Origin of the sequence: Chromobacterium sp. CV08 (genome assembly GCF_051129845.1) — a bacterium.
In the GTDB taxonomy this organism is placed as follows: Bacteria; Pseudomonadota; Gammaproteobacteria; order Burkholderiales; family Chromobacteriaceae; genus Chromobacterium.
The window spans coordinates 3,684,418-3,707,341 of sequence record NZ_CP150453.1; the positions used below are offsets into that span (position 1 = coordinate 3,684,418).

At 68.9% G+C, this 22,924-nt stretch carries 18 protein-coding genes and 1 riboswitch; of the genes, 16 read left to right on the forward strand and 2 right to left on the reverse strand.

The features are described 5' to 3' along the window. The first annotated feature begins 126 nt into the window (after positions 1-126). Positions 127-2,274, forward strand: coding sequence for an EAL domain-containing response regulator (locus tag WNM05_RS16860; RefSeq protein ID WP_434628995.1), 2,148 nt, complete (start codon positions 127-129; stop codon positions 2,272-2,274). Positions 2,275-2,388: 114 nt separating this feature from the next. Beyond that, entirely contained in the window at positions 2,389-3,141 is a 753-nt protein-coding gene (locus WNM05_RS16865) for a 3'(2'),5'-bisphosphate nucleotidase CysQ (RefSeq protein WP_434628996.1), read from the forward strand. On the opposite strand, the gene WNM05_RS16870 is transcribed toward WNM05_RS16865, so the two are convergent. Then, a complete protein-coding gene (locus WNM05_RS16870; RefSeq protein ID WP_434628998.1) occupies positions 3,138-4,625 on the reverse strand; it encodes a cobyric acid synthase in 1,488 nt (495 codons plus the stop codon). The genes WNM05_RS16865 and WNM05_RS16870 overlap by 4 nt on opposite strands. A gap of 133 nt (positions 4,626-4,758) precedes the next feature. Between WNM05_RS16870 and cbiB the strand changes: the two genes are divergently transcribed. Both cbiB and cobD read left to right on the forward strand, forming a co-directional pair. Next, the gene (gene cbiB, locus WNM05_RS16875; protein ID WP_434629000.1) at positions 4,759-5,697 is read left to right on the forward strand and encodes an adenosylcobinamide-phosphate synthase CbiB; all 939 of its coding nucleotides are present in this window, start codon (positions 4,759-4,761) and stop codon (positions 5,695-5,697) included. Beyond that, positions 5,690-6,685 carry a threonine-phosphate decarboxylase CobD gene (gene cobD, locus WNM05_RS16880; protein WP_434629002.1) on the forward strand — a complete coding sequence of 332 codons (996 nt, stop codon included), beginning with the start codon at positions 5,690-5,692 and terminating at the stop codon, positions 6,683-6,685. Before cbiB ends, cobD begins: the two co-directional genes overlap by 8 nt. 34 nt (positions 6,686-6,719) lie before the next feature. On the opposite strand, the gene WNM05_RS16885 is transcribed toward cobD, so the two are convergent. Continuing rightward, a complete protein-coding gene (locus WNM05_RS16885) occupies positions 6,720-8,096 on the reverse strand; it encodes a glutamate--cysteine ligase (protein ID WP_434629004.1) in 1,377 nt (458 codons plus the stop codon). 326 nt (positions 8,097-8,422) lie between these two features. Further along, a riboswitch (cobalamin riboswitch) is annotated at positions 8,423-8,611 on the forward strand. Between the two features lie 108 nt (positions 8,612-8,719). Between WNM05_RS16885 and WNM05_RS16890 the strand changes: the two genes are divergently transcribed. The 12 genes from WNM05_RS16890 to WNM05_RS16945 are packed head-to-tail and all read left to right on the forward strand — an operon-like array spanning position 8,720 to position 22,918. Beyond that, entirely contained in the window at positions 8,720-9,766 is a 1,047-nt protein-coding gene (locus tag WNM05_RS16890) for a HoxN/HupN/NixA family nickel/cobalt transporter (RefSeq protein ID WP_434629006.1), read from the forward strand. Then, entirely contained in the window at positions 9,763-10,092 is a 330-nt protein-coding gene (locus tag WNM05_RS16895) for a (2Fe-2S) ferredoxin domain-containing protein (RefSeq protein WP_434629007.1), read from the forward strand. The genes WNM05_RS16890 and WNM05_RS16895 overlap by 4 nt, the downstream gene beginning before the upstream one ends. Continuing rightward, positions 10,089-14,213 carry a cobaltochelatase subunit CobN gene (locus WNM05_RS16900; protein ID WP_434629009.1) on the forward strand — a complete coding sequence of 1,375 codons (4,125 nt, stop codon included), beginning with the start codon at positions 10,089-10,091 and terminating at the stop codon, positions 14,211-14,213. The genes WNM05_RS16895 and WNM05_RS16900 overlap by 4 nt, the downstream gene beginning before the upstream one ends. Continuing rightward, entirely contained in the window at positions 14,210-16,117 is a 1,908-nt protein-coding gene (locus tag WNM05_RS16905) for a putative cobaltochelatase (RefSeq protein WP_434629011.1), read from the forward strand. Before WNM05_RS16900 ends, WNM05_RS16905 begins: the two co-directional genes overlap by 4 nt. A 1-nt stretch (position 16,118) precedes the next feature. Next, complete coding sequence (gene cobA, locus WNM05_RS16910) at positions 16,119-16,880, forward strand: uroporphyrinogen-III C-methyltransferase (protein WP_434629013.1); 762 nt, start codon at positions 16,119-16,121, stop codon at positions 16,878-16,880. Further along, on the forward strand, positions 16,877-17,578 hold the full coding sequence (locus tag WNM05_RS16915) for a cobalt-precorrin-7 (C(5))-methyltransferase (RefSeq protein ID WP_043611910.1): 702 nt from the start codon (positions 16,877-16,879) through the stop codon (positions 17,576-17,578). Before cobA ends, WNM05_RS16915 begins: the two co-directional genes overlap by 4 nt. Next, positions 17,575-19,140, forward strand: a complete 1,566-nt coding sequence (locus WNM05_RS16920; protein WP_434629015.1) for a precorrin-8X methylmutase — start codon at positions 17,575-17,577, stop codon at positions 19,138-19,140. Before WNM05_RS16915 ends, WNM05_RS16920 begins: the two co-directional genes overlap by 4 nt. After that, the gene (gene cbiD / locus WNM05_RS16925; RefSeq protein ID WP_434629017.1) at positions 19,137-20,270 is read left to right on the forward strand and encodes a cobalt-precorrin-5B (C(1))-methyltransferase CbiD; all 1,134 of its coding nucleotides are present in this window, start codon (positions 19,137-19,139) and stop codon (positions 20,268-20,270) included. The genes WNM05_RS16920 and cbiD overlap by 4 nt, the downstream gene beginning before the upstream one ends. After that, positions 20,267-20,995 (forward strand): precorrin-2 C(20)-methyltransferase, encoded by a 729-nt coding sequence (gene cobI, locus WNM05_RS16930; protein ID WP_434629019.1) that lies wholly within the window; start codon positions 20,267-20,269, stop codon positions 20,993-20,995. Before cbiD ends, cobI begins: the two co-directional genes overlap by 4 nt. Further along, positions 20,992-21,795 (forward strand): precorrin-4 C(11)-methyltransferase, encoded by an 804-nt coding sequence (cobM, locus tag WNM05_RS16935; RefSeq protein ID WP_434629021.1) that lies wholly within the window; start codon positions 20,992-20,994, stop codon positions 21,793-21,795. Before cobI ends, cobM begins: the two co-directional genes overlap by 4 nt. After that, positions 21,792-22,544 carry a cobalamin biosynthesis protein gene (locus WNM05_RS16940; RefSeq protein ID WP_434629023.1) on the forward strand — a complete coding sequence of 251 codons (753 nt, stop codon included), beginning with the start codon at positions 21,792-21,794 and terminating at the stop codon, positions 22,542-22,544. Before cobM ends, WNM05_RS16940 begins: the two co-directional genes overlap by 4 nt. Then, positions 22,541-22,918 (forward strand): hypothetical protein, encoded by a 378-nt coding sequence (locus WNM05_RS16945; RefSeq protein ID WP_434629025.1) that lies wholly within the window; start codon positions 22,541-22,543, stop codon positions 22,916-22,918. The genes WNM05_RS16940 and WNM05_RS16945 overlap by 4 nt, the downstream gene beginning before the upstream one ends. Positions 22,919-22,924 lie beyond the last annotated feature (6 nt).

Below are 22,924 nucleotides of genomic sequence, written 5' to 3' on the forward strand. Positions count from 1 at the left end.
TTCTCCCGCTTGGAGGTGGCGGTCGCCACATCAATGTTGAAGTCTAGACAATCAGCAATACTACTAATGGAATTAAAAAAGACTAGACTGGAGGCTGCGGGAATGTCCCGGGCAAGGAGGAACCGAATGCCGGTACCTAGCGACATTCTGGTGGTGGACGACACCATGACCACGCTGATGATGCTGCTGGCGCTGCTGTCCACCCAGGGTTACCAAGTCAGCTCGGCCCAGAGCGGCACCGAGGCGCTGGAACGCGTGGCCAGGCATCCGCCGGATCTGATCCTGCTGGATTTCAGCCTGCCCGACATCGACGGCATCGCCGTCTGCAACGAGTTGAAGCTGAATCCGCGCACCCGCGACATTCCGGTTCTCTTCCTCAGTTCCATCTCCGACACCGAGACCAAAGTCGACGGTTTCGCCGCCGGCGCCGTCGACTTCATCTCCAAGCCGTTCGAACGCAGCGAACTGTTGGCGCGCGTCAACACCCATCTGGACCTGGCGCGGCTGAAAAAGCGGCTGAGCAAGCTGGTCGAGGAAAAAACAGAGTCGCTGCGGCTCAGCGAACAACGCTTCCGCGCGCTGATGGAGCAGGCTCCCGAGGCCATCATGGTCTACGACCTGGACAGCGGCCGCTTCGTCGACGCCAACCGCCAGGCAGAACAGCTGACCGGGCGCCCTCTGCCTGGGCTGATCGGCCTGACACCCATCGAGCTGTACGACAGCGAACAGCCCGACGGCCTGCCGACCGCCGAAAGCGTGCGCATGCACACGGCCCGCGCGATGAAGGGCGAGGTGCAGCTGTTCGAGCGCATCATCCTGCGCCCCGACGGCAGCACCGTGCCGTGCGAGGTGCGTCTGGCGATGCTGCCCAGCGAGGCCGGCCACCTGCTGCGCGTCAGCTATATCGACATCTCCTCGCGCGTCGCCGCTCAGGAAAACATCAACCGGCTGGCCTATTTCGACACGCTGACCGGCCTTTACAACCAGAGCGGCCTGCTGGAGCAGTTGGACGCGCTGTACGGCATCAACCGCGAGGTGAAGCAGCCGGCCTTCGCCCTGCTGCTGATAGACCTCGGCGACTTCAAGTTCATCAACGACGTCTACGGCAACCGCGTCGGCGACCTGCTACTGCGCAGCGTGGCCGAACGGCTGCAGCGACTGGCCGGTCCGCGCGGCCACGCGGCGCGGCTGGGCGGCATAGAATTCGTGCTGCTGCTCGGAGCCGTCAGCGGACGCGAGCAGGCCGAGGAAGCGGCCGGCCGGGTGCTGGACGCCGTCGCCGAGCCGTTCGCCATCGACGAAATGATGCTTAACATCGCCCCCAGCATAGGCGTCAGCCTGGGGCCCGAACATGGCGAAAACGGCCAGGAGCTGCTGCGCAACGCCGACATGGCGCTATACCAGGCCAAACAGCGCGGCATCCGTCGCATCCAGGTGTACGAGGCCGCGCTCTCCCAGCAGATGCGCGAGCGCATCGAGCTGGAGAAGGAGCTGCGCCAGGCGATAGACGGCGGCCAGTTGGTGCTGCACTACCAGCCGCAGATCGAGCTGAGCAGCCGCCGGGTGGTCGGTGTCGAGGCGTTGGTGCGCTGGCAGCACCCGCGCAAGGGCATGATTTCGCCGATGCAGTTCATTCCGCTGGCCGAGCAGTCCGGCCTGATCCTGCCGCTTGGACGCTGGGTGCTGCGCGAAGCCTGCGGCCAGCTGAGACGCTGGCGGGATCAGGGCTGCGGCGGCGATCTGCGGATGGCGGTCAATCTGAGCGTGGCCCAGTTCACCGACCACGAATTGCCGGACTTCGTCGCCGGCGTGCTGAAGGAAAGCGGCATCCCGCCACATGGTCTGGAACTGGAAATCACCGAATCGTTCACGATGCTGTCGCCGCAGCAATCGATACGGATGATGGAACAGTTCCGCGCGATGGGCATACACAGCTCGATAGACGACTTCGGCACCGGCCACTCGTCCCTGGCCTACCTGACCCGCTTCCCGGTGGACACGCTGAAGATAGACCAATCGTTCATCCGCAACATCCACAATGACCAGAAAGACACCGCGCTGTGCGACACCATCGCCTACCTGGCCCACAGAATGGGTCTGCAGGTGGTCGCCGAAGGCGTGGAGACAGCCGAGCAGCTGACCTTTCTGACCAGCATCCACGTCGACATCGTGCAGGGCTATCTGCTGTGCAAGCCGCTGCCGGCGGCCGAAGTGGAGGCTTTCCTGACGCAGCGCCCGGACGCGCTGCCGCAAGCCGGCGTCGAATATTTCTGAACAGCCCGGCGCCTTCCCGTCCATTGCGGACCGTCAAACCGGGACCGGCGCGCCATTGCCGCGCGCGCAGATCCGGTGTATCACTCCATCATGTCCATTGCGCCGGAAAGACCCATGCCAGATGACCACCAGCTTGCCGCCGATCTCGCCGCCGCCGCCGGCGAACTGCTGAACGGCCTGCGCCGCGGCCAGGCCGCCGGCGACAAGGCGCTGGGCGCGCTGGCCGACGCCCGCTCCGACGCGCTGATCGCCGATCTGCTGCGCGCGGCGCGGCCGGACGACGGCCTGCTGTCGGAGGAGTCGGCGCCCGATCCGGCGCGGCTGGACAAACGCCGGGTCTGGATCATAGACCCGCTGGACGGCACGCGCGAATACAGCGAGCGCGATCGCGACCGCAGCGACTGGGCGGTGCACGTGGCGCTGGCGGTGGACGGCCTGCCGGCCGCCTGCGCCGTCGCGCTGCCGGCGCGCGGCGAGCTGTTCGCCACTCCCGCGCCGACGCTGGCGCCCGCTCCGGCCGGCCCGCTGAAGATACTGGTCAGCCGCAGCCGGCCGCCGGCGCTGGCCGAGCGCGTCGCCGCCCGGCTGGACGCCGAGCTGATCCCCATGGGTTCGGCCGGCGCCAAGGCGATGGCGGTGCTGCGCGGCGAGGCCCACGCCTATCTGCACGCCGGCGGCATGAACGAATGGGACATCTGCGCGCCGGCCGGCGTCGCGCTGGCGGCCGGCCTCCACGCGTCGCGGATAGACGGCTCGCCCTGCGTGTTCAACCAGGCGGACGTCAGGATGCCCGACCTGCTGATCTGCCGGCCGGAACTGGCGCAAACGCTGCTGGCGGCGATAGCGGTGGAACAGGCATTCGGCTAAACCCGCCGCCCGGACTCGGAAGAAGGCAGCCAGCGCCGGATAGGCTCCAGATCCAGGTGCCTCTCCAGCATGTCCGCCAGTTTGTCGATATTGGCCTCGCGCAGCGCCGGGTAGTCCAGCGCCTCCGGTTCCCGCAGCCCGGCCCAGCGCAGGATGGCCTGGCAGGCGGCCGGCTCGTCGAACACGCCGTGCAGATAAGTGGCGAATATCTGGTCGTCTTCCGAGCGCGCGCCGTCGTCAGAACCGTCGTCGAAGCGCACCGCCGGCCGCTCCAATGCCGGCCCGGAGCTGACGCCCATGTGGATTTCGTAGCCGGCGGCCTCGGCGTCGTCCAGCGTCAGCCGGCCGCGCATCCGCGTCAGCCGCTTCTCCGGCGCCAGCGTGGTTTCCATGTCCAGCCAACCCAGGCCGTCGCCGCTGCCCGGCTCGCCCTCCAGCCCGTCCGGATCGTGCAGCTTGCGCCCAAGCATCTGCAGGCCGCCGCAGATGCCCAGCACCTTGCCGCCGTAGCGCAGATGGCGGCGTATCGCCTCTTCCCAACCCTGCTCCCGCAGCCAGGCCAGGTCCGCCAGCACGCTCTTGCTGCCGGGCAGCACGATCAGGTCGGCCGGCGGGATGGGCTGGCCGGCGCGGACCAGCGTGAAATCCACCTGCGGGTGCAGGCGCAGCGGATCGAAATCGGTGTGGTTGCTGACGCGCGGCGCGGCCGGCGCGACCACGCGCAGCTTGTCGCCGCCGCCCGACGCGCCGCCGGGCTTGTCCAGGCCCATGCTGTCCTCGGCCTCCAGATGCAGGTCGTACAGATAGGGCAGCACGCCCAGCACCGGCTTGCCGGTATGGTTCTCCAGCCAGTCGACGCCGGTCTTGAGCAGTCCCGGATCGCCGCGGAAGCGGTTGATCACCAGGCCGACGACGCGCGCGCGCTCGGATTCGGACAGCAGGGCCAGCGTGCCGGCCAAGTGGGCGAACACGCCGCCTCGCTCGATGTCGGCCACCAGGATCACCGGGCAGTCCACCGCCTCGGCGAAGCCCATATTGGCGATGTCGCCGTCGCGCAGATTGATCTCGGCCGGGCTGCCGGCGCCCTCGGCGACAATGCATTGATACTGTTCCGCCAGCCTGGCGTGCGACGCCAGCACCGCCTTCATCGCGATAGGCTTGTAGCCGTGGTAGCCGCGCGCCTCCATGTTTCCGATCGCGCGGCCCTGGATGATCACCTGCGAGCCGGTGTGGCTGTTGGGCTTCAGCAGCACCGGGTTCATGTCGGTATGCGGTTCGACGCCGCAGGCCTGCGCCTGCACCGCCTGCGAGCGGCCTATCTCGCCGCCGTCGGCCGTCACCGCGCTGTTCAGCGCCATGTTCTGCGGCTTGAACGGCGCCACGCGGACGCCGCGCCGGGCCAACAGCCGGCACAGGCCGGTGGCCAGCGCGCTCTTGCCGGCGTCGGACGTGGCGCCCTGGATCATGATGGTCTTGGCGGTCATGGCGATCTCCCTGCGCATAGCTGGCTGACAACGCTTAGAATGGCGGCTTCATTCATTCCGGCCGCCCGGCGCGCAATCGGCTTGCGCATTGGATAATCCCGAGCGGCGGCCGGCCATTATATAGGGCCCCGCGTTGAATTCCGCACTGTTTCTGCCGATCTCGCTGCTGCTGGACCGCCTGCTGGGCGAACCGCGGCGCTGGCACCCGCTGGTCGGCTTCGGCCGCCTGGTCAAGACCGTCGAGCGGCTGGCCTACCCGGCCGCGCCCGGCGCGGAGCCGGCCTGGCGCATGCGGTTGCGCGGCGCGGCCGCGATCGCGCTGCTATTGGCGCCCTTCACGCTGGCCGCCTGGGCGCTGACGAGGCTGCCGCTGCTGGAAACCGTCGTCCCCGTCGCGCTGCTCTACCTGGCCGTCGGCGCGCAGAGCCTGGCCCAACACGCAGACGTCGTGAGAAAGGCGCTGGCCGACGGCGACCTTGCCCTCGCCCGCGAGCGCGTCGGCTGGATCGTCAGCCGCGACACCAGCGCGCTCGACGAGGCCGGCGTGGCCCGCGCGACCATCGAATCGGTGCTGGAGAACGGCTGCGACGCCGTCTTCGCCGCGCTGTTCTGGTTCCTGGTCCTCGGCGCGCCCGGCGCGGTGCTGTACCGGCTGGCCAACACGCTGGACGCGATGTGGGGCTACAAGAACGAGCGCTACCTGCATTTCGGCTGGGCCGCCGCCCGCTTCGACGACGTCTTGAACTACGTCCCGGCGCGGCTGACCGCCGTCACCTATCTGCTGCTGGGCAAGGCCGCCGACGGCTGGCGCTGCTGGCGGACCCAGGCACCGACCTGGTACAGCCCCAACGCCGGCCCGGTGATGGCCGCCGGCGCCGGCGCGCTGGGCGTGTCGCTGGGCGGCGGCGCGCGCTATCACGGCCAGTGGAAGGAACGTCCGCCGCTCGGCTGCGGTCCCAGCCCCACACACGAGGACATAGGCCGCGCGGTGCGGCTGGTCAACCGCGGCATGTGGCTGTGGGCCGGCCTGTCGCTGACGGCGGCCATCTTGATCGGAGCGATTCATGCTTGAACACGGAGGCGGCCTGCTGCGGGCCGCGGCGGAATACGGCATCCCGGCCGGCGACTGGCTGGACCTGTCCACCGGGGTCAATCCCAACGGCTGGCCGGTACCACCGCTGTCGGCGGACAGCTGGCTGCGGCTGCCGCAGAACGACGACGGGCTGGAGTCGGCCGCCGCCGACTACTACGGCAGCGACAAGCTGCTGGCCGTGGCCGGCTCGCAGCCGGCTATCCAGCTGTTGCCGCGGCTGCGCGCGCCGTGCCGCGTCGGCATGCTGGCGCTGTGCTACGCCGAACACCCGCATCATTGGAAAAAACGCGGACACCAGCTGTTCAGGCTGTCGCCGGAAGAACTGGCCGCCGGCATAGACCAGCTGGACGTGGTGTTGCTGTGCAACCCCAACAACCCCACCGGCGACCGCTTCGATGCGGCCTTGCTGGAAAACTGGCGGCAGAGGCTGGCCGCGCGCGGCGGCTGGCTGGTGGTGGATGAGGCGTTTCTGGACGCCGCGCCGCAAGACAGCATGCTGCCGCACGCCGGCAAGCCGGGACTGATCGTGCTGCGCTCGGTCGGCAAATTCTTCGGCCTGGCCGGCGCGCGCGCCGGCTTCGTGTTCGGCTGGCCGGAACTGCTGCGGGCGCTGGCCGAGGAACTGGGCCCGTGGACGGTGGCCGGCCCGGCGCGCGAGGCGGTGAAGCTGGCGCTGCGCGATGCCCCATGGCAACAGGCGATGAAAACCAAGCTGCAGCGGGATAGCTCCAGGCTGCAACGCTGCCTGGAGCGGCACGGCCTGCCGCCCGCCGGTGGCTGCGAGCTGTTTCAGTGGGTGCCGGACGAAAACAGCCTGGCCGCGCACCGCTACCTGGCCGGCCGCGGCATCCTGACCCGCCATTTCGAAGCCATCCCCAGCCTGCGCTTCGGCCTGCCCAAGGCAGACGCCGACTGGGTCCGGCTGGAACAGGCGCTAGTCGATTGGCGGCGGCACGCCGCCGGCTGAGCGGGCCCGCCGTCCAGCGACGACGGGAGACAAATCACAACGCGGTGTCTTGAAGGATGCGCTCGGCGCGGCCGTTCCATTCCTTCTGGAAGCGGCGCAACAGCAGCTCCGCCGGGGTCAGGCCCGTGGTCGCCGCCATTTCGGCGCTGCGCAGGTGTATCGTCTCGTCCCGCCCATGCTCGTCAAGCAGCTTGCGACGGCGCAAGGCCCCATGCGCCAGCTCGAGTATCGCGCGCGCGGCGTCGAGCACCGTGCCCTTGCCGAACGGCGCGCGCAGGCCTTCGGCGGGAACGCGGCGGCGCGCCTCCTCGATCTCTTCGTGCGACAGCGTCCTGACCAGATCCCAGCAGGCGTCGAGGGCCGCGCTGTCGTAGAGCAGCCCGACCCACAGCGCCGGCAGCGCGCACAGATGGTCCGGACCGCCGGCATCGGCGCCGCGCATTTCGAGGTAGCGCTTCAGACGCACTTCGGGAAACAGCGTGCTGAGGTGGTCCGTCCAGTCCGACAGGCGCGGCAGCTCGCCCGGCAACTGGGGCAGACGGCCCTGCATGAAGTCGCGGAACGACTCGCCGGCGACATCGATATACTTTCCGTCCCGGTAGACGAAGTACATCGGCACGTCGAGGGCATAGTCGGCGTAGCGTTCGTAACCCATGCCGGACTCGAAGACGAAGGACGGCACGCCGCAGCGGGCCGAGTCGGTGTCCAGCCAGGTATGGCAGCGGTTCGACAGCAGCCCGCTGGGCGCATTCTCCCGGAACGGCGAGTTGGCGAAGAGCGCGGAGACCACAGGCTGCAGGGCCATGGCCACCCGCATCTTCTTCACCATGTCGGCCTCGGTGGCGAAATCCAGGTTTACCTGGACCGTGGCGGTGCGATACATCATGTCCAGCCCCCGCGTGCCGACCCGCTGCATGTATTCGCGCATGATGGCGTAACGCGCCTTGGGCATCGAGGCCACCTCGTCCAAGCGCCAGGTCGGCGCGAAGCCCAGGCCCGAGAAGCGTATGCCCAGCCCCTCGGCCACGGCGCGCACTTCATCCAGATGCGCCGTCAGCTCGGTCCGGGTCTCGTGCAGGCTCCGCATCGGCGCGCCCGACAGTTCGAACTGCCCGCCAGGCTCCAGCGACACCATCGCCAGAGAACCGGGCTTGCTCAGCGCGATGATCCTGCCGTTCTCGTTTATCGGCGTCCAGCCGAAACGCTGGGCCATCAACTCCATCAAGCGGCCTATGCCCTCCGGGCCTTCGTAGGGCACGCTGCTCAGATCATCGCAGCGGAACGGAAACTTCTCGTGCTCGGTGCCGATGAGCCAACGCTCGCGGGGCTTTTCGCCGGCGGCGAACCACTCGATCAGTTCGCGCTTGCTGGAAATGGGCAGCCCCAAGGGCTCGTTTGTTTTTGTCGACATATACAGCCCCTTATCCGGGAACGGTAAGAAAAAGTCCGGCGGCAAGCGCCGAGAATCCGACTCGATCGAACAAATAATTCCACATAATTATGATGAAATAATTACATATGCTATTGTAATATTAGTGGAATGTAAAGTCCTGGAAAAGATTCTTCGCCCCCCGGACACAAGACTCCGTTCGGTCGCCGGCATGCCGATGCCGATACGCGCTCCTTTTCCAGCGCTCCCCGCGCCGCCTTCGCGCACTGGCCGATGCCGCGGCCAGCCGCTTATCCACGCCCGACCGCTGTGGCGCGCGGTTCACAGCATCGGCGTTGTCACGTATCATCGGTTCCGATCATGACGGTGCCCGAATATAGAGGGTGAAACGGGAACGCGGTGCGATACCGCGGCTGCCCCCGCAACTGTAAGCGCAGAGTCTGCGCCTGACGCCACTGGCCCTCCAACGAGGCCGGGAAGGCGGCGCCGGACGACGACGCGCGAGCCAGGAGACCGGCCGTCATACGTGTCGACGCAAGCAGAAGCCGGGCGGGGTGTACCGGGGGATACGCACATGCGCCGCCCATGGAAAACCGGCGGACTGTGCCCTCGCTTGCGCGACGAGTATCGTCTCCGAGGGCACCATGCATCCATACACCGCGCCGAGCGCCGGCCGCCGTCTGGCGCGCCACGCGCCCATCCTGTCAGGGCTGATCCTGGCCAACCTCCTGGCCTGGGCCTGGGCTTTCGCCGCCTTCGCCGACCACCCGGCCCAACTCGCCACCGCCCTGCTCGCCTATCTGTTCGGCCTGCGCCACGCGGTGGACGCCGACCACATCGCCGCGATAGACAACACCGTGCGCAAGCTGATGCAGGAAGGCCGCCGGCCGGCGGCGGTGGGCCTGTTCTTTTCGCTGGGCCACTCGGCGGTGGTCGTCATCGCCGTCGCCGTCATCGTGTTCGCCGCCAGCGCGCTGCAAAGCCGCGTCACCGGCTTCAAGGAGATAGGCGGCGTCATCGGCACCGGCGTGTCGGCCTTCTTCCTGCTGACGCTGGCCCTGATCAATCTGTCGTCGCTGCGCGCCGTCTGGGCCGCCTTTCGCCGCGCCCGCGCCGGCGAGCCCATCTGCGACGAGCAGCTGGACCTGCTGCTGAACAACCGCGGCCTGATCGCCCGCCTGCTCAAACCGTTGTTCAAGATGGTGGGCAAGAGCTGGCACATGCTGCCGATAGGCTTTTTGTTCGGCCTGGGCTTCGACACCGCCACCGAGATCGGCCTGTTCGCCATCGCCACCTCGCAGAGCGCCCACGGCGTCGCACTGTGGCACATCATGGTCTTCCCGGTGCTGTTCGCCGCCGGCATGGCGCTGGTCGACACGCTGGACAGCATGATGATGGTGGAGGTCTACGGCTGGGCCTTCGTCAATCCGGTGCGCAAGCTCTGGTACAACCTGACCATCACCTTCGTCTCCGTCGTCGTCGCCGTCGGCATAGGCGGGCTGGAAGGCCTGGGCCTGCTGGCCGACAAGCTGCAGCTGAGCGGCGCGTTCTGGGACTGGATTTCGGCGCTGAACGACGATCTGGCCCACTTCGGCTACTTCGTCGTCGCCGTCTTCCTGCTCACCTGGCTCGCCTCCGCCGGCATCTACAAATGGAAGCGCTTCGACCAACTGACGCCGGAGGCGCGATGAGAACCCACGACAAACACGTGCTGATGTGCACCGGCCCGCGCTGCACGCCGGACGGCCAGGGCGCCGAGGCGATGTTCCTGCACCTGGGCCGCACGATAGACGGCTGCGAAGGCCTGCGCGCCAAGCGCACCCGCAGCCACTGCTTCGCCGTATGCAAGGAGGGCCCGGTGATGGTGGTCTACCCGGACGGCGTCTGGTACCGCAAGGTGAATGAAACCGATATCGAGCGCATCGTCTGCCAGCACCTGAAGGGCGGCGTCCCGGTCGAGGAACTGGTGTTCCATAAAACCGGCATCGGCGACATCGAAACGGAGGCTCAACGATGAACGCCGAAATCGCGCTGCTGAGCCACGCCGGCACCGACCTCGCCGCGCTGTCGCGCGCGCGCTGGCCGGAAGACTTCCCCGCCGTCGCCGGCATTTCGCTGCAAGGCATAGCCGACGAGGCCGCGATGCGGGCGCTGCTGGACGGCCAGCTGGCCGACGCCCGCGCCATCGTGCTGCGCGTGCTGGGCCGCGCCGACGCGATACCGGGACTGGAGCTATTGCTGGCCCACGCCCGCCGCGTGCAATGCGCCGTCATCGTGGTCAGCGGCACCGGCGAGCCGGACCCGGAACTGCAAGCGCTGTGCAGCGCGCCGGTATCGCTGCAGCAGGACGTCCACGCCTATCTGCAGGCCGGCGGCAGCGCCAACCTGGGCGAGATGATGCGCTGCCTGGCCGACCGGCTGCTGCTGACCGGCTTCGGCTACCAGAGCCCGCAGCCGCTGCCCGAGCACGGCATCTACCACCCGGAGCTGGCCGCGCCGTGTTCGCTGGACGACTGGCTTGAAATCCGCAATCCGGACTGGCCTAGCGTGGGCCTGTGCTTCTATCGCGCCCACTGGCTGTCCGGCAACACCCGCTTCATCGACCTGCTGGTGGACTGCCTGGCCGAGCGCGGCGTCAACGCGCTGCCGGTGTTCACCTCGTCCTTGCGGACCGTAGACCAAGGCGGCCTGCCGGCGGCGCTGGCGCTGCTGGCCGATCCGCGCGCCAAGGTGTCCTTGCTGATCAACACCACCTCGTTCGCGATGGGCGACATCAACCACGACGGCCCGACCCAGCCCGGCTGGGCGGTGGAGGCGTCGGACCGGCTGGACCTGCCGGTGCTGCAGGCGATCACCAGCAGCATGACGCGCGAGCAGTGGGAAGCGTCCGACCGCGGCTTCAACCCGCTGGACACCGCGATGAACGTGGCGCTGCCGGAGTTCGACGGCCGCATCATAGGCGTGCCGCTGAGCTTCAAGCAGCCGGCGGAAGCGGGACAAGCCGAGCAATACGCGCCGCTGCCGGACCGCGCCCGCCGCCTGGCCGGCATCGCCGCCCGGCTGGCGCGGCTGCGTCATCTGCCCAATGCCGACAAGCGCATCGCCTTCATCTTCACCAACTCCAACAGCAAGGCTTCTCAAATCGGCAACGCGGTGGGCCTGGACTCGCCGGCGTCGCTGTACGCGATGCTGCGCGGCATGCAAGGCCGCGGCTACCGGATGGACGAGCTGCCGCCGGACAGCGACGCGCTGATGCACGAGCTGATAGACCGCGGCGCCTACGATCAGGACTACCTGAGCGCCGAGCAGATGCGAAACGCCGCCGCCCGCGTGCCGGCCCAGCGTTATCAAGCCTGGTTCGACGAGCTGCCCGACGCGCTGCGCGACAAGATGCTGCAACGCTGGGGCGAGCCGCCCGGCGGCGCCTACGTCGACGGCGACGAACTGGTGTTCTCCGGCCTGGACTACGGCAATGTCTTCGTCGCGCTGCAGCCGCCGCGCGGCTACGGCATGGACCCGGACGCCATCTACCACACGCCGGACCTGCCGCCGACCCACCACTACTACGCGCTGTACCGCTGGCTGCGCGACGACTGGCGGGCCGACGCCATCGTCCACGTCGGCAAGCACGGCACGCTGGAGTGGCTGCCGGGCAAGGGCGTGGGCCTGTCGCAGCACTGCTTCCCGGACGCGCTCTTGGGCGACATGCCGCTGTTTTACCCCTTCATCGTCAACGATCCGGGCGAGGGCTCGCAGGCCAAGCGCCGCGGCCACGCGGTGATCATCGACCACCTGACGCCGGCGATGACCACCGCCGACAGCTACGGCCCGCTGGCGCAGCTGACCCAGCTGGTGGACGAGTACTACCAGGTGGAGCTGTTGGACCCGAACAAGCTGCCGCTGCTGCAGCAGCAGATCTGGGACCTGATCAAGGAGGCCAAGCTCGACACCGACCTGGCGGCGATGCTGAAGCACGACCATGACCACGGCCATGAACACGAGCATCACCACGATCACGACCATGGCCACGATCATCCGCATGGCGGCCATCAGCACGCGCCCGCCGCCGTGCACGGCAAATACCGGCCGCAAGCGGCCAAACCGGCGGCCGCGATGAAGCCGGCGACGGCCGCGGCGGCGAAATACCGCCCGGCCAAGGCCGCGCACGGCCACGACCATGGACACCATCACCACCACGATCATGGCGACCATGGCCATCACCACGGCCACCATGACCACCATCATCACGGCCACAGCCACGATCACCACGACCATGACCACGACTGGGACGACACGCTGAACGCAGACGGCGTGCCGCTGAGCCTGGCCAAGATGGACGGCGTCGACGTCGCCCACCTGATCGAAGACATAGACGGCTATCTGTGCGAGCTGGGCGCGGCGCAGATCCGCGACGGCCTGCACGTGCTGGGCAGCGCGCCGCAGGGCGAGGCGCTGGTCGACATGCTGCTGGCGCTGACCCGGCTGCCCAACCTCGGCATCCCCGGCCTGCCGGCCAGCGTCGCCGCGGCCTGCGGCGGCGATTGGCCGGCGTGGCAGCAGGACCAGGGCAAGCGCCTTTCCGAGACGCCCGCCGCCTTGCAGGCCTTGGCCGGCCAGCCGCTGGTCACCCGCGCCGACGCGCACGACGCGGTGCTGAGGCTGGCGCGCGCGCTGATCGCCGAGCTGTCCGCGCGCGGCTACGACGCCGCCGCGGTGTCGGCCGCCGTCGCCGCCGTCCTGCCCGGCGTCGAGCCGTGCGCAGAGCTGGAGCAGGTGCTGAGCTTCGTCTGCGACCCGCTGTGCTCGAAGCTCGCCCGCACCGCCGAGGAGATAGACAATCTGCTGCGCGGCCTGGAAGGCGGCTACGTGCCGGCCGGCCCCAGCGGCGCGCCGACGCGCGGCATGGCCCACATCCTGCCCACCGGCCGCAATTTCTACTCGGTGGACCCGCGCAGCCTGCCCTCGCAAGCCGCCTGGCGCATAGGCGACGGCCTGGCGCGCGAGATGCTGGCCCGCCACCTGAAGGAAACCGGCCAGTATCCGGAATCGGTCGCCATCAGCGTCTGGGGCACCAGCGCGATGCGCACCCACGGCGACGACATCGCCGAAATCCTGTCGCTGCTCGGCGTCAAGCCGCGCTGGCAGCAGGAAAGCCGCCGCGTGCAGGGCCTGGAAGTGATCCCCTTGGCCGAGTTGGGCCGGCCGCGCATCGACGTCACCGTGCGCATCAGCGGCTTCTTCCGCGACGCCTTCCCCCACCTGATTTCGCTGGTCGACGAGGCGGTGCACACCGTCGCGCGGCTGGACGAGCCGGTCGAGCAGAACTTCCTGCGCAAGCACTATCTGGCCGACCTGAAAAACGAACTATTGAGTGGCCTGCCCGACGCCGACGCGCAGTCGCTGTACCGCGTGTTCGGCGCCAAGCCGGGCAGCTACGGCGCCGGCATCCTGCCGCTGATCAACGAGCAGAACTGGCGGAACGACGCCGACTTCGCCACCGCCTACGTCAACTGGGGCGGCTACGCCTACGGCCGCGAGGCCAACGGCGCCGACGCGCGCGACGCCTTGCGCCATCGGCTGGCCGGCGTCGAGGTGGCGCTGCACAACCAGGACAACCGCGAACACGATATCTTCGACAGCGACGACTACCTGCAATACCACGGCGGCATGATCGCGACGATACGCAGCCTCAGCGGCCGCCAGCCGCGCGCCTTCTTCGGCGACAGCCACAATCCGGAGGCGCCGGCGGTACGCGGGCTGAAGGAGGAAGTGCTGCGGGTGTTCCGCTCACGGGTGGCCAACCCGAAGTGGATCTCCGGCATACAGAAGCACGGCTACAAGGGCGCGCTGGAGCTGACCGCCACCGTCGACTACCTGTTCGGCTACGACGCCACCGCCCAGGTGGTGGACGACTGGGTGTACGAGCAGCTGGCGCAAAGCTACGCGCTGGATCCGTCTATGCAGCAGTTCTTCGCCGACAGCAACCCGTGGGCGCTGAACGCCATCACCGACCGCCTGCTGGAAGCCGCTCAGCGCCAGCTGTGGGCGGAGCCGGACCCGGACACCCTGGCCGCGCTCAAGCAGCTGCACCTCGATAGCGAAGCGCTGCTGGAAGCGCGCGGAGAGAACAAAGCATGAGTCCGATCTACCCGTTCGCCGCCATCGTCGGCCAAGAGCAACTGAAACAGGCGCTGCTGATCTGCGCGGTGGACCCCACCGTCGGCGGCGTGCTGGTGCGCGGCGACAAGGGCAGCGCCAAGAGCACCGCCGCGCGCGGCCTGGCCGCCGTGCTGCCGCCTATCCGCCGCGCCGCCGGCTGCGGCTACAACTGCGAGCCGGATCATCCGCTGCCGCTATGCCCGGTATGCTCCGGCGGCGCGCGCGAGCTGCATGACGGCCCGGTGCCCTTCATCAACCTGCCACTGGGCGCCACCGAAGACCGGGTGCTGGGCAGCCTGGACTTCGAAAAGGCGCTGCAGGGCGGCAAGCAGGCGTTCAAGCCCGGCCTGTTGGCCGGAGCCCACCGCGGCATGCTGTATATCGACGAAGTGAACCTGCTGGCCGACCACCTGGTGGACGTGCTGCTGGACGCCGCCGCGATGGGCGTCAACACCGTCGAGCGCGAGGGGCTGGCGGTCAGCCACCCGGCGCGGGTGACGCTGCTCGGCACGATGAACCAGGAAGAAGGCGATCTGCGGCCGCAGCTCTTGGACCGCTTCGGCCTGATGGTGGACGTGGCCGCGCCGCGCGAGCCTCTTCTGCGCGCCGAGGTGGTGCGCCGCCGCCTGGCCTTCGAGGCCGACCCGGCAGGCTTCGCCGCACAGTGGCAGGTCGACAGCGAGGCGCTGCGCGAAAACATCGCCGCCGCGCGCGCGCTGCTGCCGCAGACCCGGCTCAGCGATAGCCTGTTCCACTTCGTCAGCGAGCTGTGCTGCGAATTCGACGTCAGCAGCCTGCGCGCCGACATCGTGCTGAACAAGGCCGCGCGCGCGCTGGCCGCGCTGGACGGCCGCATTGACGCCAGCGCCGAAGACATCCGCGACGCCGCCCGGCTGGTGCTGCCGCACCGCCGCCGCCGCAAGCCGTTCGAGCAGAGCGGGCTGGACCAGGACAAGCTGGAGCGGATGACGCAGCAGGCGTCCACGCCGCCTCCTCCGCCGCAGGACCAGGGCGAGGCCACGCAGCCGCCGCCGGACGCCGACGGCGAGCAGGAGCCGAAGCCTACCGGCCATGGTTCGGAACAGATCTTCGCCGCCGCGCCGGCCGGCGACATCGCCCGCATCCGCGTCCAGGCGCCCTCCCTCAACGACGCGGCCGGCCGCCGCAGCGACGGCGCCAGCCGCCAGCGCGGACATTACGTGCGCGCCGAGGCCAATCCGCAGCCGGCCCAGCTGGCGGTGGACGCCACGCTGCGCCACGCGATCTTGCGCGATCCGGACCACTTCGCCGTCACCCGCGCCGACCTGCACGACAAGGTCCGCGTCGCCAAGCAGGGCAACCTGATTCTGCTGGTCGTCGACGCATCCGGATCGATGGCCGCGCGCCAGCGGATGGAGCAGGTCAAGGGCACGGTGCTGAGCCTCTTGGAAGACGCCTACCGCCGCCGCGACCAGGTGGCGCTGATCGCCTTCCGCGGCCAGCAGGCCGAACTGCTGCTGCCGCCGTGCAACCGCGTCGAACAGGCCGAAGCCGCGCTGCGCGAGCTGCCCACCGGCGGCCGCACGCCGCTGGCGCACGCGCTGGCACTGGCCGCCGACACGCTGTCCCGCCAACTCGGCGGCCCGGCCCCGCTCTTGGTCATCCTCAGCGACGGCCGCGCCAATGTGGCGCTGGACGGCGACGGCGACCCGTGGCGGCAGGCGCTGGACCTGGCCGGCCAACTGGCCGGCGCGCCGGCGCTGGTGCTGGACACCGAGCAGGACTTCGTCCGCCTGGGCCGCGCCCGCGAGCTGGCCGAGGCGCTGGGCGCGGAATACCTGGCTTGCGACGCCCTGACCGGCGAGCAGCTGACATTGACGATACAACAAAGACTGGGCCGCTGAGATGACGGGCAAGGTTTACCTGATAGGCGCCGGCCCCGGCGACCTGGACATGCTGACGCTGAAGGCCGCGCGCTGCCTGAAGCTGGCCGACGTGGCGCTGGTGGACGATCTGGTGCATCCGGACATTCGCACGATGCTGCGGCCGGACGCCGAAATCGTGCCGGTGGGCAAGCGCGGCGGCTGCCCGTCTACACCGCAGGCCGCGATCGAGCAGCGGATGATAGACGAAGCCCGCGCCGGCAAGACGGTGGCGCGCCTCAAGGGCGGCGATCCCTTCGTCTTCGGCCGCGGCGGCGAGGAAATGCTGACGCTGCGCGCCGCCGGCGTCGAGGTGGAAATCGTCAACGGCCTCAGCGCCGGCCTGGCGGTGCCGGCCACGCTGGGCATCCCGCTGACCCATCGCCATTTCGTCCACGGCGTGACCTTCGTCTCCGGCCACCCGCACCAGGACGGCGACGAGCCCAACTGGCAGGCGCTGGCGCAAAGCGGCATGACGCTGGTGATCTATATGGGCGTCAAGCGGCTGCCGCTGATCCGCGCCGAGCTGCTGCGCCACGGCCTCGCAGCCGACACCCCGGCGGCGGCGATAGAAAACGGCACGCTGCCGCAGCAGCGCCAGGTGCTGAGCACGCTGGACGCGCTGGAACAAGACATGGGCGCGGCCGGCATCCACAGCCCGGCGCTGATCGTCATCGGAACTACGGTGGCGCTGGCGTCCTGTAGCCCGTCCGCCGCCAACGAAACAAGGAAAGAATACGCATGATCATCTGCATAGGCGCCGGCCCCGGCGACATCGGCTACCTGCCGCAGCGCTCGGCCCAACTGATACGCGAGGCCGACGTGGTGGCCGGCTTCAACGCGGTAGTGGACGTGGTCCGCCCGCTGATCCCGGACAGCGCCGAAGTGATACAGATGGGCTACCGTGACCAGGTGGCCCAGCTGGACATCGTCGCCGAGCGCCACCACGCCGGCAAGAAGTGCGTGGTGGTGTTCATGGGCGACATCCACTTCAGCGGCTTCCAGTACCTGGAGCGGGTGGAGCGCGCCTGTGGCCACCCGGTGGAGACGATACCGGGCATCTCCTCGGCGCAGATCCTGGCCTCGCGCGGCAAGGTGTGCTTCGACGAGACCAGCTTCATCACCTTCCACCGCCGCGGCGACCTGACCCCGTTCAAGCGCCACCTGGTGCACGTGCTGCAGGACGGCCGCAACGCCATCGTGATCCCCTGCCCGTGGGACGAGGCGCGCTCCTTCATGCCCTGGCACATCGCCGCCTACCTGCTGGAAAACGGCATCCCGGCCGGCCAGCAGGTGGAGGTATGGGAAAACCTGACCCGCAACGAGGCGGAATGGCGCGGCACGCTGGCCGAGTGCGCCGAGCAGCGCTTCTCCGACATGAGCATCATGCTGATCCGCACGCTCGCGCCTATGGACAGCCAGATCGAGCCGACCCACAAATGAGCCAGCAAGACTACGCCATCGTGCTGGCCGGCCACGGCAGCCGCGACCCGGACGGGGTCAACGAATTCATGCGGCTGGTGGACGCGCTGAAGACGCGCGCCGGCGAGCGCCCCGTCGCCCACGGTTTTCTGGAGTTCGCCCGCCCGACGATAGACGAGGCGGTGGAGCAGGTGATCGCCGCCGGCGCCAAGACCGTGGTGATGGTGCCCGGCGTGCTCTTGGCCGCCACCCACGCCAAGAACGACATGCCCAGCGAGTTGCTGGCGCTGCAGCAGGCGCATCCGGGCGTGACGTTCCACTTCGGCGCGGCGCTGGACCTGCATCCGCGGCTGTTGGCGCTGTGCCGCCAGCGCATTGTCGAGGCCGAGGCCACGTCGCCGCAGACCGTGTCGCGCAACGACGCCTGCCTGGTGGTGGTGGGCCGCGGCACCTCGGACCCGGACGCCAACTCCGAAATCTCCAAGCTCGCGCGCATGCTGGAGGAAGGCCTGGGCTTCGCCGCCTCCTTCGTCTGCTACTCCGGCACCGCCAAGCCGCTGGTGGCCGACGGCCTGCGCGCCGCCGCCATGCTGGGCTACCGCCGCATCGTGGTGCTGCCCTACTTCCTGTTCGACGGCGTGCTGGTCAAGCGCATCTACGGCGCGGCGGCGGACCTGGCGGCGCGCCATCCGGAGATAGAGGTGCTGAGCGCCGGCTATCTGGGCCCGGACGCCCAAGTGGCCGAGGTATTCCTGGAGCGGGCGCGGGAAGGCGTCGAAGGCCGCGCGGCGATGAACTGCGCGCTGTGCAAGTACCGGGTGCAGATCGTCGGTTTCGAGCAGCAGGTGGGCGAGCCGCAGCGCGGCCACCACGGCAAGGTGCGCGGCCTGCTGGAGCGCGAGCCTGCCGCCAATCAGCCGCCGGCCTGGAAGCGCTACACCCCGCATCCTATCGAGGCGGAAAGCATGCGCATCATAGACGAGGGCCGCGACTGGTCGGCCTTCCCGGCCGAGCAGCGCACCGCGCTGATGCGGCTGGTGCACACCACCGGCGATTTCGCGAGCGTCGACGACCTGTTCTTCTCGCCCGGCGCCTGCGAAACCGGCATGCGCGCGCTGCTGCGCTGCCGCCGCGTGGTCACCGACGTCACCATGGTGGAAACCGGCCTCAAGCGCGAGGTGCTGCGCCAGCTGGAAGTGGAAACCTGGTGCGGCGTGCACGACGAGGAAACCCGGCTGCTGGCCGAGGCCAGCGGCCTCACCCGCTCCGCCGCCGGCATCCGCCGCGCCTGGCAGAAATTCGGCAACGACTGCGTGGTGGCGATAGGCGACGCGCCGACGGCGATCCGCGAAGTGGTGCGCCTGGTGCGCGAGAACGGCTGGCGGCCGCAGCTGGTGGTGGGCCTGCCGGTGGGCTTCGTCGGCACCCGCGAATGCAAGGAAGAGCTGCGCGCGCTGCTGCAAGTGCCGCGCATCACCAACCGCGGCACCCGCGGCGGCTCGCCGTGGGCGGCCACCGTGGTCAACGCGCTGATGATAGACGCGATCGAACACGTCCATCAGCAACAGCAACGGGAAGAATGAGCCCGGTGCGCCAGCCCTACGACCTCGCAGCCCCGGCCCCCAACGGCATGCGCCGCGGCCGCACCACCGGCAGCTGCGCCACCGCCGCCGTCAAGGCGGCGCTGATGCTGCTGCTGGACGGCGTGGACGCCGACGAGGTCTTCATCAGCCTGCCGGACCCGGATTTCTACCTGGCGGTGCCGGTGCAGAGCGTGGCCTGGCTGGACGAAAACACCGTGCGCGCCGAGGTGCTGAAGTACGCCGGCGACGACCCGGACAACACCGACGGCGCGACGATCTTCGCCGAGGTGAAGTTGAACCACACAGGCGCGCTGCGCTTCCTGGCCGCGCCCGGCGTCGGCATGGTGACCCAGCCCGGCCTGCGCATCCCGCCCGGCGAGCCGGCGATCAACCCGGTGCCGCGGCAGATGATGCGGATGGCGGTGGACGAAGTACTGGCCGGCCGGCCCGACCCCGGCATCGACCTGGCGATAGGCTGCGTCGACGGCGACAAGATCGCCAAGCGCACCTTCAACCCGATGCTGGGCATCGTCGGCGGCATCTCGATCCTCGGCACCAGCGGCATCGTCGAGCCGATGTCGCAGGCGGCGTGGATCGCGTCGATCGAGGTCTATGTGCGGGTGGCGCTGGGCGAGCTGCCGCCGGCCATCGCCTTCACCCCCGGCAAGATAGGCCGCGGCTACGCCGCCGACACGCTGGGGCTTCAGAAGAAACAGGTCGTCCAGATCGCCAACTTCGTCGGCGACTCGCTGGACTTCGCCGAGTCGGTGCTGATCGAGCAGGGCCGCATCCTCGACACGCTGTGGGTGCTGGGCCACCCCGGCAAGATCGCCAAGCTGCTGGACGGCGTCTGGGACACCCACTCCGGCAAGAGCGGCATGGCGATGGACGCCGTCGCCGGCGTCGCCGCCGACCTGGGCTATCCGCCCGAGCTGGTGGAAACAATCAAACAAGCGAATACCGTGGAGAACGTAGTGCAGATCATGAACAGCCAGCCGGACGCGCGCGGCTACTGGATGGAGATAGAACGCCGCACCGCCGCGCGGATGGCCACCAAGGTGCCCAGCGTGCGTCAGGTGGCGGTGCGGCTGTTCAGCATGGACGGCACCCCGCTGGGAGAGGCCGCATGAGGCTGGGCACGCTCATAGGCATAGGCGTCGGCCCCGGCCCGGCCGGCCTGATTCCGGTGGCGGCGCTGGCCGCGCTGCGCGAGGCCGACATCGTCTACCTGCCGCGCGCTACCTCCAGCGACACGTCGGTTGCCCGACTATGCCTGGCCGGGCTGGAGCTGGACGAAAGCCGCTTTCGCGAGATCGAGTTCGAGATGAATCCGGACCGCGGCGCGCTGTCGCGCCATTACGGCGCGCTGGCCGAGCGGCTGGCCGCCGAATTGAAAACCGGCCAAAACGTCGCCTACCTGACCATAGGCGACTCGATGACTTATTCGACTTACGGCTATCTGCTGGCGGCGCTGCGCGAGATGCTGCCGGAACTAGAGACGCAGACCTTCCCCGGCGTCACCAGCTTCGCCGCCACCGCGTCGGCGCTGTCCTGGCCGCTGGGCGAAGGCAAGGAACGCATGCTGATCCTGCCCTGCCCCGACGATATGGGAACGCTGCGCGCCGACATCGAAGCCAATGACATCGTGGTGCTGATGAAGATAGGCAAGCGGCTGCCCGAGGTGCTGGCGCTGCTGAACCAGATGGGCATCGCCCGGTTGTGCGCCTTCGCCCGCCGCATCGGCCTGCCCGGCGAAGTGCTGTGCGCCGACGCCTCGCAATTGACGGCCGAGGCCAGCGGCTACCTCGCCACCATGCTGATCCGCAAGACAGCCAGAGAAAGACGCCATTCATGAAAGTGTATTTCATCGGCGCCGGCCCCGGCGCCGCCGACCTGATCACGCTGCGCGGCAGCCGCCTGCTGGGCGCCGCCCCGATGGTGCTGTACGCCGGCTCGCTGGTGCCGGCCGAGATGCTCAGCCACTGCCGCCCGGACGCGGAGATCCACGACACCGCCGAGCTGAACCTGGACCAGCAGGAAGCGCTGTACCGCCGCGCCCAGGCCGAGGGCAAGGACGTGGCGCGGCTGCACTCCGGCGACCCGGCGATCTACGGCGCCACCAACGAACAGATGCGCCGGCTGGAAACGCTGGGCATAGACTACGAAGTCGTCCCCGGCGTGTCGTCCTTCACCGCCGCCGCCGCCGCGCTGGGCAGCGAACTGACCCGGCCCGAGGTGTCGCAGTCCATCATCCTGACCCGCACCAGTGGCCGCGCCAGCGCGGTGCCGGAGACGGAGTCGATCGCCAGCTTCGCCGCCCACCGCGCGACGATGTGCATCTTCCTGTCCGGCCAGCGGCTGAAACAGACCGTCGCCGACCTGTCGCTGCACTACCCCCCGGATACCCCGGTGGCGCTGGTGCGCCGCGCCAGCTGGCCGGACCAATCGGTCCACCGCAGCACGCTGGGCAGGATGCTCGCCGAGGTCAAGCAGAAGGACTGGCTGCTGACCACGCTGCTCTTGGTCGGCGAGGCGCTGTCGCGCGAAGGCGGCGTCGAATCCAGCCTGTACGCGGCCGGCTTCACCCACATCTTCCGCGACGGCGACGAGCGCAAGACCAAGCGGGCCAGCCTGCAGAAAGAAAGCCAGGCATGAGCTGCGCCGTGTGGCTGGTGCGCGCCGAGGCGCTGCCCTTGGGCCGGAAGCTGGCGGCGGCGCTGGATGCCCGGTTGTACCAGCCGTGGCTGGATGCCGGCGCCAGCGGCCGCGAGCAATTCCGCGCCGCCTTCCACCTGCACAGCCATTGGATATTGATCATGGCCAGCGGCATCGCCGTCCGCTACCTGGACGGCCTGCCGCAAAGCAAGTACAGCGACCCGGCGGTGGTGGTGATGGACGAAGCCGCCCGCTTCGCCATCCCGCTGTTGTCCGGCCACGAAGGCGGCGCCAATGCGCTGGCTTACGAAGCGGCGCGGCTGAGCGGCGCGGTGCCGGCCATCACCACCGCTACGGAGGCGGTCAAGCCGCTGACGCTGGGCATAGGCTGCCGCCGCGGCAAGAGCGCCGAGGCCATCGAACTGGCGGTGCGGCAAGCGCTGGCCGGCCGGCCGCTGTCCGAAGTACGCGAAGTGGCGACGATAGACCTGAAGGCCGACGAAGCCGGCCTGCTGGAATTCTGTCGCCGCCACGCGCTGCCGCTGCGCGTCATCGCCCGCGAAGATGTCGCCGCCCGCGGCTGGACCGGCGCGCCGTCGGACTGGGTGCGGCAGAACGTCGGCGTCGACGGCGTGTGCGAGCCGTGCGCGTTGATCGCCAGTCCCAGAGGACGGCTGATCGTTCCCAAGACCGCGGTGGATGGGGTGACGGTGGCGGTGGTGGAAGACGGGGTGGAATGGCTCGCATGAACATGACGATGGCCACCGATGCCACGATGGAGCTCATACAAGAAGGTAAAACATTGACGACGCGCCCCCACTCCCCTTTGTCGCGCGCCGGTAAAAATCAGGCTGGCAAGGTTTTAAGCTGCCGCTTGTTTGAGCCGTGCGACGCTAGCGCACGGCGAGTTCGGCAGCGCCTTGCCAGCCTGATTTTTGCCGGGAATTCGCGCGGCGTAGGGGCGGCCTGGGGGTTGCAAGGGGGGCTGGCCGCGCAGCCCCCCTTGCCCCCGGCGGTGGAACCGCCCCTAAACATCACCTGCGAAGCAGGCACGAAAAATGACTTTAGCAGGCGGAACACCCCGGCCAAGCCGATGCTTCCGCCCTATGCAATAAATGGATAACTGACA

Bases quoted from the DNA above. Each gene is read 5' to 3' on its own strand.
- WNM05_RS16905 (WP_434629011.1), top strand. From the start codon at position 14,210: ATGAGTCCGATCTACCCGTTCGCCGCCATCGTCGGCCAAGAGCAACTG.
- WNM05_RS16915 (WP_043611910.1), top strand. From the start codon at position 16,877: ATGATCATCTGCATAGGCGCCGGCCCCGGCGACATCGGCTACCTGCCG.
- WNM05_RS16895 (WP_434629007.1), top strand. From the start codon at position 9,763: ATGAGAACCCACGACAAACACGTGCTGATGTGCACCGGCCCGCGCTGC.
- cobD (WP_434629002.1), top strand. From the start codon at position 5,690: ATGCTTGAACACGGAGGCGGCCTGCTGCGGGCCGCGGCGGAATACGGC.
- WNM05_RS16920 (WP_434629015.1), top strand. From the start codon at position 17,575: ATGAGCCAGCAAGACTACGCCATCGTGCTGGCCGGCCACGGCAGCCGC.
- WNM05_RS16865 (WP_434628996.1), top strand. From the start codon at position 2,389: ATGCCAGATGACCACCAGCTTGCCGCCGATCTCGCCGCCGCCGCCGGC.
- WNM05_RS16885 (WP_434629004.1), bottom strand. From the start codon at position 8,096: ATGTCGACAAAAACAAACGAGCCCTTGGGGCTGCCCATTTCCAGCAAG.
- WNM05_RS16940 (WP_434629023.1), top strand. From the start codon at position 21,792: ATGAGCTGCGCCGTGTGGCTGGTGCGCGCCGAGGCGCTGCCCTTGGGC.
- WNM05_RS16945 (WP_434629025.1), top strand. From the start codon at position 22,541: ATGAACATGACGATGGCCACCGATGCCACGATGGAGCTCATACAAGAA.
- WNM05_RS16860 (WP_434628995.1), top strand. From the start codon at position 127: ATGCCGGTACCTAGCGACATTCTGGTGGTGGACGACACCATGACCACG.
- cobM (WP_434629021.1), top strand. From the start codon at position 20,992: ATGAAAGTGTATTTCATCGGCGCCGGCCCCGGCGCCGCCGACCTGATC.
- cobA (WP_434629013.1), top strand. From the start codon at position 16,119: ATGACGGGCAAGGTTTACCTGATAGGCGCCGGCCCCGGCGACCTGGAC.
- cobI (WP_434629019.1), top strand. From the start codon at position 20,267: ATGAGGCTGGGCACGCTCATAGGCATAGGCGTCGGCCCCGGCCCGGCC.
- WNM05_RS16870 (WP_434628998.1), bottom strand. From the start codon at position 4,625: ATGACCGCCAAGACCATCATGATCCAGGGCGCCACGTCCGACGCCGGC.
- WNM05_RS16890 (WP_434629006.1), top strand. From the start codon at position 8,720: ATGCATCCATACACCGCGCCGAGCGCCGGCCGCCGTCTGGCGCGCCAC.
- WNM05_RS16900 (WP_434629009.1), top strand. From the start codon at position 10,089: ATGAACGCCGAAATCGCGCTGCTGAGCCACGCCGGCACCGACCTCGCC.
- cbiD (WP_434629017.1), top strand. From the start codon at position 19,137: ATGAGCCCGGTGCGCCAGCCCTACGACCTCGCAGCCCCGGCCCCCAAC.